This is a genomic window from Kurthia sp. YJT4 (genome assembly GCF_030219945.1).
In the GTDB taxonomy this organism is placed as follows: domain Bacteria; phylum Bacillota; class Bacilli; order Bacillales_A; family Planococcaceae; genus Kurthia; species Kurthia gibsonii.
The window spans coordinates 39,061-56,666 of the sequence record NZ_CP126690.1 but is presented as its reverse complement, the minus strand read 5'-3'; the positions used below and the strand labels follow the sequence as shown (position 1 = coordinate 56,666).

General features: G+C 36.2%; 14 protein-coding genes and 4 pseudogenes. 6 read left to right on the top strand and 12 right to left on the bottom strand.

Annotation, left to right across the window (positions count from 1 at the left end):
* Window positions 1–28: 28 nt before the first annotated feature.
* From QN089_RS15950 to QN089_RS15940, 3 genes are all read right to left on the bottom strand, one after another.
* Entirely contained in the window at window positions 29–331 is a 303-nt protein-coding gene (locus tag QN089_RS15950) for a hypothetical protein (protein ID WP_285216458.1), read from the bottom strand.
* A gap of 202 nt (window positions 332–533) precedes the next feature.
* The gene (locus tag QN089_RS15945) at window positions 534–836 is read right to left on the bottom strand and encodes a hypothetical protein (protein WP_285216457.1); all 303 of its coding nucleotides are present in this window, start codon (window positions 834–836) and stop codon (window positions 534–536) included.
* Window positions 837–936: 100 nt separating this feature from the next.
* The gene (locus tag QN089_RS15940; RefSeq protein WP_285216456.1) at window positions 937–2,178 is read right to left on the bottom strand and encodes a replication-relaxation family protein; all 1,242 of its coding nucleotides are present in this window, start codon (window positions 2,176–2,178) and stop codon (window positions 937–939) included.
* A gap of 1,715 nt (window positions 2,179–3,893) precedes the next feature.
* Between QN089_RS15940 and QN089_RS15935 the strand changes: the two are divergent.
* A pseudogene (locus QN089_RS15935) lies at window positions 3,894–4,010 on the top strand (IS6 family transposase); the annotation flags it as partial.
* Window positions 4,011–4,834: 824 nt separating this feature from the next.
* On the opposite strand, the gene QN089_RS15930 reads toward QN089_RS15935, so the two are convergent.
* From QN089_RS15930 to QN089_RS15920, 3 genes are all read right to left on the bottom strand, one after another.
* The gene (locus QN089_RS15930) at window positions 4,835–5,026 is read right to left on the bottom strand and encodes a hypothetical protein (protein WP_285216455.1); all 192 of its coding nucleotides are present in this window, start codon (window positions 5,024–5,026) and stop codon (window positions 4,835–4,837) included.
* A gap of 210 nt (window positions 5,027–5,236) precedes the next feature.
* Complete coding sequence (locus QN089_RS15925; RefSeq protein ID WP_285216454.1) at window positions 5,237–5,824, bottom strand: primase C-terminal domain-containing protein; 588 nt, start codon at window positions 5,822–5,824, stop codon at window positions 5,237–5,239.
* Between the two features lie 233 nt (window positions 5,825–6,057).
* Window positions 6,058–6,291: a hypothetical protein gene (locus QN089_RS15920; protein WP_285216453.1), complete on the bottom strand. Its 234-nt coding sequence runs from the start codon at window positions 6,289–6,291 to the stop codon at window positions 6,058–6,060.
* A gap of 373 nt (window positions 6,292–6,664) precedes the next feature.
* Between QN089_RS15920 and QN089_RS15915 the strand changes: the two genes are divergently transcribed.
* Both QN089_RS15915 and QN089_RS16070 read left to right on the top strand, forming a co-directional pair.
* On the top strand, window positions 6,665–7,840 hold the full coding sequence (locus tag QN089_RS15915; RefSeq protein WP_285216452.1) for a hypothetical protein: 1,176 nt from the start codon (window positions 6,665–6,667) through the stop codon (window positions 7,838–7,840).
* 172 nt (window positions 7,841–8,012) lie between these two features.
* A pseudogene (locus tag QN089_RS16070) lies at window positions 8,013–8,162 on the top strand (rRNA adenine N-6-methyltransferase family protein); the annotation flags it as partial.
* 125 nt (window positions 8,163–8,287) lie between these two features.
* Here the strand turns inward: QN089_RS16070 and QN089_RS15910 are convergent.
* The 4 genes and pseudogenes from QN089_RS15910 to QN089_RS15895 all read right to left on the bottom strand — a co-directional run bounded on the left by QN089_RS15910 (window position 8,288) and on the right by QN089_RS15895 (window position 11,463).
* On the bottom strand, window positions 8,288–9,070 hold the full coding sequence (locus tag QN089_RS15910; protein ID WP_000067268.1) for an aminoglycoside nucleotidyltransferase ANT(9)-Ia: 783 nt from the start codon (window positions 9,068–9,070) through the stop codon (window positions 8,288–8,290).
* A 150-nt stretch (window positions 9,071–9,220) separates the two neighbouring features.
* Window positions 9,221–9,598, bottom strand: coding sequence for a DUF6262 family protein (locus QN089_RS15905; protein ID WP_000361059.1), 378 nt, complete (start codon window positions 9,596–9,598; stop codon window positions 9,221–9,223).
* A 6-nt stretch (window positions 9,599–9,604) separates the two neighbouring features.
* A pseudogene (locus QN089_RS15900) lies at window positions 9,605–10,669 on the bottom strand (site-specific integrase); the annotation flags it as partial.
* Window positions 10,670–10,690: 21 nt separating this feature from the next.
* A protein-coding gene (locus tag QN089_RS15895) for an IS5 family transposase (RefSeq protein ID WP_285216451.1) occupies window positions 10,691–11,463 on the bottom strand; the annotation gives its coding sequence in 2 pieces (ribosomal slippage) (window positions 10,691–11,148 and window positions 11,148–11,463; 774 coding nt in all).
* A 2,779-nt stretch (window positions 11,464–14,242) separates the two neighbouring features.
* On the opposite strand from QN089_RS15895, the pseudogene QN089_RS15890 reads away from it, so the two are divergent.
* Window positions 14,243–14,872: pseudogene (locus QN089_RS15890) on the top strand (transposase); the annotation flags it as partial.
* Here QN089_RS15890 and QN089_RS15885 read toward each other — a convergent pair.
* The gene (locus QN089_RS15885) at window positions 14,846–15,334 is read right to left on the bottom strand and encodes an IS110 family transposase (protein ID WP_285216450.1); all 489 of its coding nucleotides are present in this window, start codon (window positions 15,332–15,334) and stop codon (window positions 14,846–14,848) included. The pseudogene QN089_RS15890 and the gene QN089_RS15885 overlap by 27 nt on opposite strands.
* A gap of 261 nt (window positions 15,335–15,595) precedes the next feature.
* Window positions 15,596–15,853: a Txe/YoeB family addiction module toxin gene (locus QN089_RS15880; RefSeq protein WP_285216449.1), complete on the bottom strand. Its 258-nt coding sequence runs from the start codon at window positions 15,851–15,853 to the stop codon at window positions 15,596–15,598.
* Between the two features lie 150 nt (window positions 15,854–16,003).
* Here QN089_RS15880 and QN089_RS15875 point away from each other — a divergent pair, with 150 nt between their 5' ends.
* Together QN089_RS15875 and QN089_RS15870 are read left to right on the top strand one after the other, a co-directional pair.
* Window positions 16,004–16,696: a hypothetical protein gene (locus QN089_RS15875; protein WP_285216448.1), complete on the top strand. Its 693-nt coding sequence runs from the start codon at window positions 16,004–16,006 to the stop codon at window positions 16,694–16,696.
* A gap of 105 nt (window positions 16,697–16,801) precedes the next feature.
* Window positions 16,802–17,404, top strand: coding sequence for a recombinase family protein (locus QN089_RS15870; protein ID WP_285216447.1), 603 nt, complete (start codon window positions 16,802–16,804; stop codon window positions 17,402–17,404).
* The last annotated feature ends 202 nt before the right edge of the window (window positions 17,405–17,606 follow it).

The following is a 17,606-nucleotide window of genomic DNA, read 5'->3' as shown; positions in this document are numbered from 1 at the left end:
AAAAAATAAGTATCCATTGTTTTTTTATTTACATTTTTATATTCTCTCGTAACGCTTTATCGGCCAGATATTTAACTTTTAAGGCATCCATATCAACAGCACCAATACCAGTTGCACAATCTTTTTTCAGTTGTTCAGCCAACACTGACAGTTCTTTTTGATGTTCTTTATAACTTTCAGACTCTCGTAACATAGCGTTCACACTTTTTTGAGCTGCTTGATACTCTTTTCTTTCAGCCTGTGTAATTTTTCTTTTCGGCGGAATATTTAATTTAATTTCAAATTCGTCATTAAATATTTCTTTGACACGTTCACTAAAAGTCGTTGCCATAAAAAAACCTCACTTTCATGTTGCTTCCTTACAATTATTATACAGCGGAGTTCGATTACTATACAATTAAATCGTTTTTTGATTTCTCTATAAAAAGAGATAAATCAGTGTAATTACAGATAATTCCATCGTTATAGATTGTAGTGAAAGGCGTCGCTCTTTTGTAAAAAGGTCTTTTTAAAAGTATATTCAAACGCTTAAATTAACTATTATTTGCTTCTCTCTCGGCTTTATCAGCGTAATATTTCGCTTCAATAGCTTTCATATCAACCACACCAATACCAGCTGCTCGATCTTTTTCTAGTTGTTTAGCCCACACTGACAGTTCTTTTTGTTGTTCTTTATAACCTTCAGAGTTGCGTAACATTTGATTGATTTTTTTAGCTTCTTTGTGATAACGCTCTTCTTCAGCAGGTGTCATCTTTCTAGTAAGTGGAATAATTAATTCAACTTTAAATTCCCCATTACCTATTTGTTTAACGCGTTCTCTAAAACTGATTGTCATAAAAAAACCTCCCTCTTCATGTTGCTTTAGTTAACTATATTATACAATAAAATTTCTATTCTAGATAATTGACCCATTCTCTTCCCATAAACCCATCTATTCAATACTCAATCACCCCTTTTACAGCTTTTTTAGTTAGTAATGATGTATGTTTATAAACAACTAAATCCTCATTATCTTCTGTTGGTAAATAAGACGTAGCAATTGTTATGGAAGCATCTGTAGCAGTTGTTACATCGGCTAATGCACTTGTAGCATTGTCATATACATATAATAAAATGAATCGTTTATTTCTTTCTAAACGTTTTGATAAATAACTTAATGCGCTTTCTGATTTTTGGTAATCTCTCAAATTACCAACTACTCTGTAAATCAAATAAACATCGTATTTGATTGTATTGACTTCATACGTATAAACCGCATGGAAGAGATCTTTAGCAATAGCAGGTTTTTCAACTTGAATAAAATGCTGTTTGTAGCGTTCATTATATAGCTCCATAAAATCTTCACAAATAAAGTCTTTTTCAATTTCTTCTAAATTATTCTTTGGATTTAAAATATAAGAAATCAACGGAATAGAATGAAGAGCATTAACAGCATAGAAATGTAAATTCCCAGGTAGATCAAAACCGCTTAAAAATGTAGCTTTAAGTGAGTACACTCGGCGATTTCTATTGGTTTCAAACGTATCCGAGATGGAATTATCCACAACTATAAAAACAACATGTATATTTCTTAGATTAAATTCTTTAGAACGGGCTTGTACAATATACTTTTCAATCTTTTGTTTAATAATATGCGCACGCTGAGTGCCTGTATCAATTTCAATAGGAACAATTGTGTCTCTCGTTTCTATAACATAATCCGGTATTATAAAACCTGTTGTTTCAGTTTTTCTTGTGTACGAATCATTGCCTAATAAGTAATGGTTGTTTCCTCTACAAAAATCAAAAGTAATCTCTTGCTTTATCAAATCCATGACGATTTTATTCGTAATTGTAGAGGCAACTTTCGAATGTAAATTTGGAAACTTGTTTATATGAGCATTCGTTTTATACGTTTTAATACTTTCTTTTCTTATAATATTTAAAAAAACAAGAACTTCTAAGCCAGCTGAATTTAGACGATAGCTATATCTTACAAAATTTTTAGACATGTCATGTATTAGTTCCTCATTTCTTGCAACAACCCCAGCATCTAGTAGCTTTTTTAACCGATTTGAAATATTACTCGTTTCAATTTTTTTATTACTTAATAATCTGTATAACTCATGAAGAGATGTTGCACGTAACTGTTTGTGTAAATAAATATGGCGTAATACTTCGATTTCATAATCATGCAATACTACCCCTTTATAAAAATGCCCCTTTCTATTTTCAGTCCGTTTAGTCCTTTTTTAATCTGCCTCAAAATCTTTTTTCCTCCCTAAAAACAAAAAAGCCCCCGAAGAATAAGACTCTACTAAGTCTTATTTTTCAGGGGTTTCCTGTTTATATTAAATTTAATATAAGTATATCATAGTACTTTATTTCATGCTAAAAAAGTTAAAACATGGATAGATTTCCTTACATGAAACTATGCAAAAACAAACAAATAACTACCAATCCATAACATTCTTTTTCTATTTGAATTACACTCTAGTTTTTATATATTAGTTGCACTTCTATTTCCTATGTCAGCACCCGTTGTTTCTACGTTAAAGGTATACAACGGAGGTGTACCTCCATGAATTGCACCCTTTTTACCCACAAAAAAGATACAGTTCACAATAAATAAAACTGTTTTTTTACGTCATTTAATATCCGTTAAAAGGTATACAACATGTAAATCATATTCTTCAAAATAGCAGACAGTATTTTAAATCGTTAACTTAATCGAACAGCGCGATTAAGTTGCTCCAAATATTTTAGAAAGATAAAAGGCTGTAATTATTCCTACCTTTTAAAAGATAGATGCACCTATTTGAAATATCAAAAACAAGCAGATTTCCCCTTTAAAAACAGTGTTACTCCGACGCTATTTTCACGTTGAAACAGAGACGAAGTAGGTGCTCAAAAGAAAATCTCCCAAACCATTTATGGGAAAAATTCTTTTTTGAAGCTATTTATTTTATAGTTGGTTACGATTGCTGTTTTTATAACCAACTATGCTAATTTTTGAAGTGCGTGACACGTATGATTTTTTTTCGTAATCAACTATGTAAAAAAACAGTAATAGCAAGGGTTGAAAGGTGGGAAAATCCTTTTTTTTCGATTTTTTTCGCTTCATCCGGGTTTGCCTATTATCCTGTTACCTTCCCTCTATCTTAATAGAGGGAGGAATAACGAAAAAAATTGATAACTAGATGTTGCACCTTAGTGCGCTTGTGAACCATTTTTTCAGTGGAGGAACTGACTTCATCTTACGAGGCACTTTCAGCTTCTTAGAAACTTGTTTATTTTTAATATATGGACTATCGAGATATTCTTTATACTTCAAAAAGCTTACATTTTGAAATAGAGGCATTAACCTAATAAAAAAAGAACCCACTTTTAAAAGGGAGTTCGAAATTATGTATTCTTTAAAAACAACTTGTTTACAAATTAATTGGAGACTGTTGCGGACATAAACCTGGAATCACTTCGTTTTTTCAAACTGTTAGCAATTATTCATTGTATTCCACTTTTACTCAAAATCGTTTAAAAGCTATTAAAAACGTTTCTATCAATCTTTTTATCAAAATAACCTTTAAGTTATTAAAAATGAAATTTAGTACGTTCAATAGCATTTAAACACTATTGTAGATTATTTCACCTGGTTGGCTATTGATTTTTAAGTTTTAAACTGTATACTAGTAAATCTTCTTCAATCAACGATGCAGACACTCCAACTCACATAACTACACATAGCGAAACATGTACACCCCACCTGGATCGTTTGTTATGCTTACCACTGATTACACGATGTACACTTCATATCTTCAATACAATTCTATTATTCTAATCCCCCTGTCATACACGCCCGACAAAACCATTTAACAAGACTAAAAGGGTTCTGTTGCAAGGTTTCTTAATTAGCATGATATCAGGTAGAATTAAGGGGGAAAAATTCAAAAAAGATATTATTACAATAGCCGTTGGCTATTATTTGAGATATAACCTGAATTACCGAGAAATTTCTGAAATTATGACTGATTGAGGTGTTGATGTGTGTCACACCACGGTCGTTAGGTGCAAAAATATAGTCAAATTATCTATTTGTCAAGAATCACATTGTAGGTGATTCTTGACAAATAGATGAAACCTATATGAAAGAGAAAGAACAGCTATACTGACTGACATTGCGAAACAATGTCATACACTCCCCTTACGCTCTTTAGGCAGTCCCGACATAAAGTAGCAAGTAATAAAATTCGACACGTTATGAACTTAGGAATAGTGAAAGATTATTGCAATACCAAGTATCCCCGAAATGTAGTGAAGACAAAGAAATTACTTGCCATTCATTAGAAACTTAGTGTCAGACAAAAAAATAGATAGAATAACTGTTTTTTAGCTTTCATAGGGCTCTTTTTAATATAAAAAGATTCGCTACAACAAATCTAACACAATCATATTCGCTTACATTTATTAAATAAGGGACTGACTTGTTATCAAAAAATTTATGTGGCGTGAGGTGCTTCAATTCGAATTTAAAAATTGCGATTGCTCGTTACTTTTATGATATTATATAGACTAAAGAGTTTCTCTTTTATATATATAAGGTTATTTTTAAAATATATATCTCTCGTTAACCCTTTAGATTTTTCAACTACATATATAAAATTTACTTTTAGTTGTTTATATTCCTTTTAGTGATTTAACGTAAATTCTATAGGTGTTCATTGTATATTCAGTAGAAAACCATGAGTTCGTTAAGATTAAAAAGTTTACCAAACCTTGACCTAAAACTACACAATATCTGAACAACAAAAAAAGAAAACGTAACTAGAAATATGTTAGGCAGACTGGAGTATTAATTTAACCAGAGCTATTTAAATAGATTGGCACCGGTTCTCGCCCGTTGTTTCGCAAAAACTTATCTAATTTCATACGCAACTCGCCATAGCCTGCGACCATTTCAACTTCTTCCATTACTTCTTCAATCATTTGTTTAATTACTTGACGGTATGCTGCTTTGGCTGCTTGTATCGTTGTCAGTGTGTACTCCATAAATAACTGTACCGTTGTCCATCCTGTTTTTGCGCCACGTCCTTTTCCTGTGACCGTTTTAATTAATCACTTCGAACGTTTCAATACTTCATTTAATGAACTTTGTGCTATCCCTATAGCTTCATATAGTTCTTTTTGTGAACGCCAAATAAACAGCTCTGAAGTCGCTTTTTCAGCCGTAATAAACGTAATTATATCTTCTTCCCATTCCTAATAATGACTCCATTTTCGTTCTTCTCTCTCTTTTTTAAACTTGTACCAAGTACGATTGCCAAAAGAAACCGTATATGTTTCACCATCTACAGCATACAGAGCTAATAAGGCTTCTACATAGGCTTTACTTGGTCCTGAATCTCTTCCTGAATACGCTGATCGACACGTTGATCGTAAATCAGCTGCACACATTGGCTGATCTAATCGACTATTGAACTCATCCAAGAAATTAGCTGTCCGTTCTTCTTCCCAGCCTTCCGTGTAACCAATTAGTGCTAACGTAAATAATGTATTATTACGGCCAATCACATCGGATTCACCTTTAATATTCGTTGTGTGTACAAGTGCATCAAACCAATCTGTATGTGTGAATCCTTCTTGCTTATTCGTTGGTACGACAAATAATGGACGTGCTAAATCGTCATCACGACGCATCGACCAGTCCATTAGTTCTTTTATTGCATATGTATTTTCTAAATCTTGATACACTATATTTTTAGCTATTGGTACCCGGAAAAAACCAAAATCATTACAATACAAATCAGCATCGACGGATTGTAAGCTACGTTTTAAGTTATCGCTCATACGTTTCGCAACCTTTAACCCTCGAAAATCTTCTTTATTTGAAATAAATAGAGGTGTCGACAGAACAAAATAAAGCTGATACCCCCGATCCGTTTCAATAATCCAAGTAGGTACTTATCTAGGCAGGTTAACAGTAATTCATTAACCGTATGACGCTTTGTATCAATATCTACGACAAATGTATTGATTTGTTATAGATTGCGTTCCTCAACACCTTTTATACATCGACGTGCCTAATCTGAGTAGGTACCAAAACGGTACACATTTGGCGTGAAATGTGAAATTGCACCTGCATCTTCTAGTAAACTCTCTTTTGATGTCAGAATATACCCTTTCACTTGTCCATTTGCAAAATGCGCCTTTTCTCGAACAACAAAAAGAACACCTTGGCAGATTGCTTTCGAATGTTTCTTTTTATATGTATTGATTCCTTTTGGTACTAGTACATCTAGTAGCTGTAAATTCATTCGTACACCTCCCCCGATTTTAGTTATATATACAGTATAACGAATAGGGTTTGGCCAAAATGGGCTTCTCTAAGAGAAAAATAGACCACCCATGAGCCTTAGAGCCACTTGCGTTTGAGCCACTTCATGAAAATTTTGTTTGTATGACTATCGGACGAAGAAATAGACCACTTTATTGGTCGTTTGTATATGTGTTGGACGAGAAGTAGACCACTTTATATTGATTGTGAACTTATTTCATTAAAAGGTTGTGCCATATCTTTCATAAGTATCATATAAAAACTATCAGAATTTATTTTACGGATTTTCAATAGAAATGGTCTATTTTTTCAACCGATTTGCTATAATTAAGGTGAAAATTGAAGCCCATGAGGTGATACAAGTAGATGAAATCGTCTTAACCGAATTAAATAAGATGCCTGATCGACTCGTTTTAAAAGAAAGCTATCGACCACTGGCTCTTTATCTAGAAGCCAAACCCTATTTTCAACACCATGAATCGATTCAAATATGGGAGCAAGATATAGATGGTTTAGCTAAGAGTCCTACGTACCGTCCTTCCGAAAGTTTTAGGGCTCTTTCAGAATGTGTGTTCCATATGCTCCTACAAGGAAAAATTCCAACAAAACAAATGCTTCGTGAGGCATTCACAGACTACATTGATACGATTCTCTATGAAGTTGAACCCCTTCTAAAAAAAGAAATGGCTACATTCACTGTTTCAGAAGAAGAAAGGATAGAGAATGATTCTTTCGATAACTCTGTCCAACTAACACTAGATGATACAATTGAACAAACGATTGAGAATGAACATATCTTTACCTCCTTAAACTATAACTACAATATCGTACGTGATACCGTTTCTTCGAAAAAACCCTTTAATACGGATGAAAATGGCATTTTACGTTCTGAACTGGTCGATCCAAAAGGAAACTTAACAGGAAAAGCAGAATTTCGTTTAGACACGCTTGATTTGCCTACAGCTGAAGAAACTCAAGTCTGGCTGAACCTTGTACAATCGACCATCAATGCATTTGACGAGCTTACAACGGATCTTCTCGATATCATTTCACATATGTGGGTAGTTCAAGAAAAAGATGAGGATGGTTACATTAATTTTCATAGTGATGTAGTGCTAAAACTTCGCCATGAGAATCACAATAACAAACCACTTATCATTCGTGAGCGTGATCGCTTCAAAATTATGAAGCGTGTGGCGACACTCTCATCGATTTGGTTATCTATGCGTGAAAATAACGTGAAAGTGGTCGATCGATCAGCTATTAAAAATGAAACTGATTATGATTTCACAACATTCCATCGCATGTTCGATATTAATAGCGTAAAAGTCGCTTACGACAAAAAAACAGGTGAGCCAAAAGGAATTTACGAATTAAAAATCAAACTAGCCCCTATTTTACGAAGCTATTTCGACGCTACATTGCAAACCTTTGTACCGATTGATTTGAAAATCATTCAATATAGGCGTACAGACAGCAAAACGGAAAAATTGTACGTTAAGATCAGTAACCTTGATATGACAGCATAAGTGCCAATAATGTTCGTTTATGGCGCTGCATCAAATAACCATTCATATTCTCTAAAACTGGCTCATTTTAGTTCCAAAACTCATTCCTAAAAACAAAGTTCCATAGATTAAGCCTACAACCATTTTTGGGAGTGCCTTAGCGTACAAAATTTCCGAAATGTTGGCGAGACCCCTTTATAAGTGGGTAAACCGTGAATATCGTGTTCTTTTCACTAAAAACCAATTCCGACAGGCTTTGAAGCATGCAAATGTCACTAATATTAATAAACTATCGAAGGAACAATTTCTTTCTATTTTCAATAGTTACAAATTGTTTCACTAAATTAAAGTAATAAAGCGTTCTCTAATTTCACAAGAGGACGCTTTATTCTTCCCAAAAATTGTTCAATATTTATCAATAAATCAGTAGTTTTAAAAGTAAGCACCTGTTATTGCAATAAAATTAGCCTAATTGAGAGAAGTTTCTATAGAATTTTTCATATACTTAACGAGTGCTTTCACCTTTGAATATAGTCCTTCCCACTTATCATCACACTCTCCCCGATAGCCTTTTCTAGCTATATCCAGTAAAGTTACATGCTCTTTAGGTAAAAGAGGTATAGCCCATTCTGCAGCGACATCTTTCGAGGTAATTTCACCAGTAGTCACTGTTTGCCACATTCGAGCTAGGGTTAAAATTACATTACGCTCATCACCTTTTATCCCCTCAATTAGTTCTGGCAAAGAATCCTTAATTGCTCTTCGAATATCTGTCAAAGGTACGGAGACAAGTATACTTGAAGAATCAGGACCAAATAGAGAAATACTATTCTTTCTTGCTTGTGCTAAAACAATAGCCAAATCAGGATCATAGCTTGGTTCCTGAATTTGTCCATTCTCAAATTCACCCCTGAGCCACTCACCGTATATAAATTCTCTTTTTGGAGGATATTGCCAAGGGACAACTTCACTCCTATTTATAACCGTAACTTCAAGTGGTCTAACAGAATCCGTATTTCCAATCTTTCCTGATATAGTCATTAGTCTTTCTGTTAGTTTTTTTCGAGTTAATTGAGGTAAACTATGATTCACGACGACTAGAACATCTACATCGCTGTTAATGCGTAAACCACCATTTACTGCTGAACCAAATAGATATACTCCAACTATTGAACTTCCAAATAAATCTTTTACGATTTTTAATGTTTGAATCGCTTGATTTGGTATTTTTCCGTTAATCAAATTGCTCATGATTTCACCTCGTTGATTATGTTCATATAAAGTTTATATTGATACTCAATTTACTTACCCTAGATTGGACATATACTTAAATTACTGTTCAATAAAGCTGACCGTTAGCGTTTAAGTACATCCTTTCACAATTTGTCTACAGATTAATAATTATTCTTTATTATACAGATCTCCATATAATTTTTGAATTTGGTTCTGTAATTTTTTATTTTCTTTTTCTAATTCCATTACTCTTCTTTTTAAGGTTTTAATAAGGATTTCCTCCGAACGAGAACTTTTCTTGGGTTTTGAGACTACATTTGCTGTTATTTGACGCTCACGAAGGGATTCGATTCTTTGCCTAATATCGTGTTCCTTATAAAGCCATGATTTAGAAACATTAGCTTCCTTTGCTATTGAATTAAAATTAATAACTTTACCTTCAATCGAAAATTTAGAAATCGCTTTGTCTACTTTTTCCCTTGTCTTTTTTGATTTCTGCTTCGCCAAACGTACAATTTCTGTTGTATTTCTAACTTGTTTATCCATTGATAATTACCCCGTCAAACTTCCAATGATTTGTTCTAAACGCTCTTTAACACGGCTATTAGTCTCTACTTGTCTTTGCCATTGTTTATCCTTAGCTATGGCTAATAACTCTTCTGTACGCTCTAACTGTTCTTCGTGCTGTGGTAAGAATTGCTTACTGGTACAGAAGTGAGTGCAATCTAAGCATGCATTCGCATGTGGACAACCACCTGCTACTACTGGCAATCTACAATAACCATTTGGAAGCACTTGTGCATTTATATTTTTCTTGAACCATTGAAGCTCTACATCATCGACTTCATTATCTTCATCTAGATCAAGCACATCTCCATTATTGGTAACCAGTTTTTCCTGAAATTTAGTAAATTCATTTTTTAGAGTTTCATCAAAGATATGAGCGTATCTGCTTGTCATTTCTGGGCTTTCATGCCCCAAAAATTTCTGCACAATATGCTGGGGCATCCCGTTGTTAATCATTCTTGTTCCTACTGTATGGCGAAAGGCATGGGCATGGAATCTATAAATCTCACCTGATTTATCCACTATATTTTGCTCATAAGCTAATTTATTTAACTCACCTCTAAATGTTTCTTGTTTTAATGGCGATCCATCTTTTCTTGGAAAGAGGTATTCACTATCTGGAAATTCCTCTGAAACTTTATCTTCCCGAACTTTAATAAGTAAAGCTACCTCTTTAGATATTGGAACTATATGCTCCTTTTTCATTTTCCATTGATAATACTTTAAAAAGAAATCTCCATCTTTGTCCTCTAATAGACAGCCTTTTTTCAAGGTGCACAATTCACTTATCCTCATTCCACATTCTTGAACAATCATAGTCATCGTAGCTATATATTCGGGTAATTTATCAAGATGACTGTTCAATTGCTCTAGGACGAATTCATCTATAAAGCGTGGTTTTGCTCTTGGTATTTTCGGATAGTCCTCAGAATAAATTAATATTTTGGAAGGAACATCATCCCATTCTAGCCTAAGAAGGGTACTAAATAGTCCTTCCAATATAGAGATCCTCCCAGTTATTGTACTAGGTTTTATTCCCATCATGTTTAGGACGTGTCTAAAAACTCTACCTTATTGCGTCAATTTGAAAATCGCAGCGATATAAACGAATGCCAAAAAAGAAGTGGCTAATTTGTCGTAACGGGTTGCCACTCGGCGAAAGTGTTTGATTTTATTGAAAAAGCATTCGACTACGTGACGCTCTTTGTAGAGATACCAATCGACAGACCACGGTTCTTTGGCGTTCGTACGTGGTGGAATCGTATAATGTGCGCCTTTACTTGTCAGTTTGTCGCGAATCGCCTTTGTACCGTACGCTTTATCACCTAATACGTTACTGCCCGCGATTGGAAGTTGGTCGAACATGTCACAAGCAGGTTGGCTATCATGCACGTTTCCAGCTGTTAGTTGAAATAACAATGGGTTGCCTAACGCATCCACAATGGCATGGATTTTCGTTGTTTTTCCGCCACGACTTACACCTATGTGTTGGGCAACTTCGGTATCGATGGCGTTTTTTTTGCCCCCGCACTATGTTGGTGAGCGCGAACGCTTGTTGAATCGATGCTTACGTTTTCAAAATCAGGTTCGATTTGAAGCGCCTGAAAAATCAAAATGAGTGTCCCGTCATTGCGCCATTTACAAAAGCGAGCATATGCCGTTTTCCAAAAGCCATAGCGTTCTGGCAGATCACGCCAAGGTGCGCCACTACGCGCAATCCACAGCATCGCATTGAACATCTCACGGTTACTTCGTTTCGAAGGCCGACCGGTTGTGTACGGTGGGAAGAACCCTTCAATTTGTTTCCACTGTTCATCTGTTAATTCGTAACGACTTGGCGGCATTTCATCCACCTCAATTTCTTCTTTTTAACATTGTATCACGAGGTGGAAATAGTTTTTAGACACAACCTAATGTTGTTTTTAACATCAGTAAAATGAATATGTAAATGAATATCAAAAAATGTACATAATCGTTGATATAACAATGTTTATAAACCTTTTTTAATCGGCTACTATTTTAACTCTTTTATCTTTTAAAACAATCTATTTAATATTAATTAATATATAATACGATTCGCTTGCAGCTTTTAAAAAATTAAAATCAAGTTTAAAAGAATAATTCGTAATAAATCGAATACACTATGTATTTAAAATCATTAGAATGCATTGTAACGCCATTTAAATTTTTCTATTATGAAAAATATGTATAGCTGCAAAAAACGCTTGTAAAGGCTTCAGAACGCATACAGATCATGTTAAATCGTAATCTAACATTTTAGTCACGCCTTTTTAGTGTTTTTCGAATGATTCGTTTAATGACAACCAATTGCGTGTATGCATTGTGAGTTTCGTCCCGTCATAGCGAATGGGCGGTTTTTCTTCGATACGAGGGTTCGATTGATTGTATTTTTTTTACAGGTCTTGCCCCATTTAATTGATACGTGACGATTGGGACGATTTCATATGTATCCGTTGGTTGATGTGTATTTCCGTTTCGTTGACGTTTTTTCGTGTTGATTATCATTTCATTTTTCGTTTTAGATCGGTGCGTTTTTCTTCTTTTTTTGCGAAGGTTTTTTCGTGTAAATTGAAGTCTTTTCGCTTCGTGTTTTGCCCCTATCTGATTCATTTTTCTGTTCGTTTTTCTTTAACGAATAGCCATTTCGATTCTATCATAAAATAGCAATGTCATACGCCCTTCTTATGCTCTTACACCCACCCACATCGCAACGATAGCCCGCATCGACAAAACGGAGCGAAAAACCCGTAGCGACAGGTTTTTATAGGTCAACCGTATCGAAAGGGGGCGACCACCGACACCACTGAGTACCCATGCGAAGTGAGTGCTGACGTGACACACGTGACGGTGGACGGGGTGGGTGTGGTGTCTTACGATGAAATCGCCTGGTGACAGCGTAACGGGAAAGGGAAACGGACCATCAGTTCGTCCTTTCGTTACGGTATGTCGAGGCGATGAACGGTGCGTTTGAACGGGTGGAATCGTGTGTGCAGTGAGGGCGTTTCGAATTGTTACCTTTGCAGTGTTTCGTTAGGCTAATTCGCGGCGAATGTTCGTATGAATTTTTCATCACGACAGACGAATCGGTGTTGTTTGGTTTGATGTGTATATAGGTATGCGAGCTATCCGTTTACGTTTCATTTTGGAATTTGGTTTATGCATAAATCGCGGCGTAACCGTTTCATTTTTTCGTTACGGTGTTTGTCGTTTTGTTGTTCATGCGGTGATCACTTCGTTTTACGTGCTGGATTGTGTACCATATCATGGTTTTTATCTGCTCCGTCTGACAAAAAGGTACAAAAAAGGTTCATTTTGAACGGAACGAGGCGTGTGTACGCTATGCGATACGTCGTGCGTGATGGTATGTGATACGTTACGCTATGCAGTACGTCATGTGTGATGGTATGTGATACGTTACGCTATGCAGTACGTCATGTGTGATGGTATGTGATACGTTACGCTATGCAGTACGTCATGTGTGATGGTATGTGATACGTTACGCTATGCAGTACGTCATGTGTGATGGTATGTGATACGTTACGCTATGTGGTACGTCATGTGTGATGGTATGTGATACGTCACGCTATGCAGTACGTCATGTGTGATGGTATGTGATACGTTACGCTATGTGGTACGTCATGTGTGATGGTATGTGATACGTCACGCTATGCGGTACGTCATGTGTGATGGTATGTGATACGTCACGCTATGCGGTACGTCATGTGTGATGGTATGTGATACGTCACGCTATGCGGTACGTCATGTGTGATGGTATGTGATACGTTACGCTATGCAGTACGTCATGCGATACGCGACGTTGTGTTATATGTTGTACGATATGTAATGTATGTACAGATTCTCTGTATCGGTCAGTTATTAATCAACGGGGCGGTCTTTTCCGATAATGCGTCACACGTGATAGCAGATAGTTATCAAAAAGTGTGTGGAATTCAAAGAAAAAAACGCCGAATCGTGTTCCTACTTTGTTCCTTTTTCGCCCGATTTGTTCCTTTTTGGTTCATTTTGTTCCTTTTTTTCGAGCGATTTTTAGGAACAAGCCTCGTTAAAATTCCTAATTTTTGGTAAACGTCACATCATAAATATGTAAAGTCGTGAATGGTTATTCGTGTCGAATCGTGTCATATTTTGCGATGTTCCTGCTTTGTTCCTTTTTTGAATCAAATGTCCCTCCTTTGTTCCTTGTTTTTTGGCAAAATAGGAACAACAAAATCGTTTAATAACAACGGTTTGAAATGTTATGTCCCTTTGTTCCTTCTTCTATTTTAAAAAAACTATTATATATAACCTATATATGCATATTATGCAAAAAACGTCATATTAAAAGTTTTTTCTGTTTCAAACCAGGAACAAAGGGACATCGTGGAACGGTGTGCTTTTCGGTTTGTTCATTATTTGTGGTACGACATTTTTATGCGATGGTGTGTAAACGATTAGCGCATGTGACGAGGTAGCGAGTAGGCGACTTGTTTGATGCACGTGACGGTTCTTTTATAGGGTTTATAATAGAAAGTCGTTTCGTGTATGCAAGTAATTGATTTTATAAACAGCTGTCGTCATTACGTTTTCTATATAAAAAATATGAAAACACTCGTGCCCTTTTTACAAGATATTCAAGCTCATTATTTTGAATTACCTGAACATATCGTCGCTGATGCGGGTTATGGTAGTGAACCAAACTATCAGTACGTGGTAGAAACACTCCAACGTAAAGCATTAATTACATATGGTATGTATCGCAAAGAACAGCAACGAAAATATCTTAAAGATCCTTTTAAAACAAGCAATTGGGCATATGACGCAACGACCGATTGTTATACTTGCCCGAATGGACAATTAGTAACGTACCAATATGATTCAACACGTACGGATAATACAGGATTTACACGTCATTTTAAAATCTATACATGTGAAGACTGTTCAGGATGTCCTTTCCGTCAATCTTGTACAAAAGCACGTGAAGGAAACAATCGAAGATTGGCCATCAATACGCATTGGGAAGAACAAAAGAAAATGATTCAAGCGACGCTTTCAGAAGCAAAAACAGGCGCCATTTATCGAAAACGAAAAATCGATGTGGAACCAGTTTTTGGATTTTTGAAGGCGAATTTGGGTTTCACTCGATTTTCACTTCGCGGAAAATCGAAGGTCCGAAATGAAATCGGACTTGCCTTAATGGCAACCAACCTAAGAAAGTATGCGATGAGAGGGTAAAACCCTCCCATCACTGATGAAAAAAATCACACAAAAAAGGAGATTGCCTGCGCAATCTCCTTTTTTGTGTGACTGAGAGCTATTTATGTCCCAGCCTCTAGTTTTGGCGTAAACACTTTTGAAATGTGTTTTTGCGAGTTCATGAGCATCGCTTATATCCGTTTTATGTCGACGCATTGTAGCCATTTGTAAATTTGCTTCAAGTGGATTCATACGAATGTATGCATAGCCATTATCTTTAAAAAACGCCTCAACAGGTTTGGAATAAATGCCTGTTGCCTCAAATACGATCTCAGGGGCTTGTCCATCTAACTCAGTGATTGCATCTATTCGTTCGTGTAAACGATTGAAATCAACACGTGTGTGGTACAGCTCACCTTCGAATTCACATTGACGATTATGATTATAAATCGCGATTGTACTTTTCCCTTTACTGACATCTAACGCAATGACATGTTTCATCTAATTTCTCCTTTTTCGCCAATTATAGAAGTCTTCACATTGCCTTATCGATTCCACTTTCTTATACACGATCTCTTGGACCCAACAGACTAAACTGATTCAAATAAGGGTGTGAAGTTAGCCGGTTTTAAATACGGATTCTAAAATGATCCCAGAGCCTGGTCGGCTTTTCTTCACTTCTACTATAAAAAAATAGTAGCACAAACCATAGCCTTGGTCTGTGCTACTAATCTTAGTATGTTTTATTTGATTTCAGACCCGTTAATAATGGTCTTTGACGGAATAAATATGTATCATGTCATTCACAATACGATAAATCAAACGATGTTCATCTGTAATACGACGGGACCATTTCCCTGACAATTCATATTTTAAAGGTTCTGGCTTCCCAATCCCTTCAAAAGGGGTACGGTCAATATCTTCGATGAGCCGATTGATTTTTTTGATGGTACTTTTATCGCCTTGATCATGCCAATACATATAATCATTCCAGGTATCATCTGACCAAACTTTAATCATCTTCTACCTCAATTAATTCTCGGATTTTTGCGGAACCTGTCAGCAAATACAACACAGTAAATGAATTCAAACCCTTATTTAATACAACAATTGTTTTGTTTGATTTAATGCAACTCCTGTTGTATTATTTGTGTAAAGGAGCTGATTGTCATGGAAGAACGTATTTACACAGTTGAGCAGTTATTTGAGGTACTGGAAGGTTACAAAATTACAAGTAACATCGAGAGTGTACGCAGATGGCTTCGTAATGGAACAATAGAGGGTATCGCACCAACAAGCCGTAAAGTTGGCTGGAAGGTCACACAATCGGCTTTAGATGCGTTCTTAAAAGAGCGTTTACCTGAAAAGGCAATTACAACAAATATTACAAAAGAAGATAATACAACTGATGTTGCATTAAGCGGAGAAGTAGCGAAACTTAAAGAGCAATTAAGTATTGCTCAATCTAAATTACACCAATCCCGTGAACGTGAGATTCAGACGATAGATAGAGACGCGATCAGGGCGCAAATGTGGCGTGAAATCACTTCGAAGAACATTTGGGAGGGGTATGTGTCGATAAAGCGCTCTATGTTAAAAGCCGCAGCGGAACATCGTTATTACACGCCAGAGCTAATTGAAAAGGTTTGGGAGCGTCTTACAACCGACAGTAGCAATAGAGGGTACAAGCAACCGAGAGTTAGTTACTTATTGGATGCTTTTTCGTTCGATGGAGAGCGTGTCCTAATGGATAACAGTTTTGCCAGCCTCGAAGAGCAAGTTGTATATGCCCTAATTGAGCATGTAAAAAAAGAATTGTATCAAGCGCAACGAAAAACAATGATATTGCAAATTAGTGAGTAATTTGGTGTCTTAACTTAAAGTATTGACACCAAAAAAGCGGTACTGTAATATCAATGCATTAAGCGGTGTCATAAATAAGTGCCATTAATGGAGGGCGATTTTACGATGATTTACGGATATGCGAGGGTATCAACAGCAGGACAAGACCTAGAGGCTCAAAAGCAGCAGCTTGAAGCGGCAGGCTGCGAGGAAATTTATAGCGAGAAGTTTACAGGCACGACAAAAGACCGCCCACAATTCAAAGCGGTACTGAACGCACTAGAGGCAGGCGACAAGCTGATCGTTACAAAGCTAGACCGCTTTGCTCGTAGTGCCGAGGACGCAATACATATAATCAAAGAGCTGCACACGAAAGGCGTTAGCGTTCATATCTTGAATATGGGGCTAGTAGACAATACGCCGACTGGAAAGCTCATGCTGACGATCCTTGCAGGCTTTGCCGAGTTCGAGCGTGACATGATTGTCGAGCGATTAAGCGAGGGCAAGGCGATAGCAAAGCAGAACGCCGACTATAAAGAAGGACGCCCAGCAAAATATACAAAGCAGCAGCTCGATCACGCTATGAAGTTGCTGACGAGCAATAGCTTTAAACAAGTAGAGGCATTGACGGGTATTAGTATGAGTACATTAAAACGGGAAAGTCGAAAGCGTAAGGTAGCAGGCGAGGCGCTTCAAGTGCCAAACTTAAAAACGATTGACGAGGCGTAGCAGCAGCTGTGTCTTTTCTTTTCATCGCTTAACGTTGTAAATCCGCACTTTTATGACGGGACCCCTTGTTTATTTTTCGGCTTTTTCTGCGTCCTTTAGGGCGTTTTTCTTTTGGTTTTTGCACCGTTTGTCATACGTGTTTTGGTTTGTTTCGTTGACGTTTTTTCGTGTTGATTATCGTTTCATTTTTCGTTTTAGATCG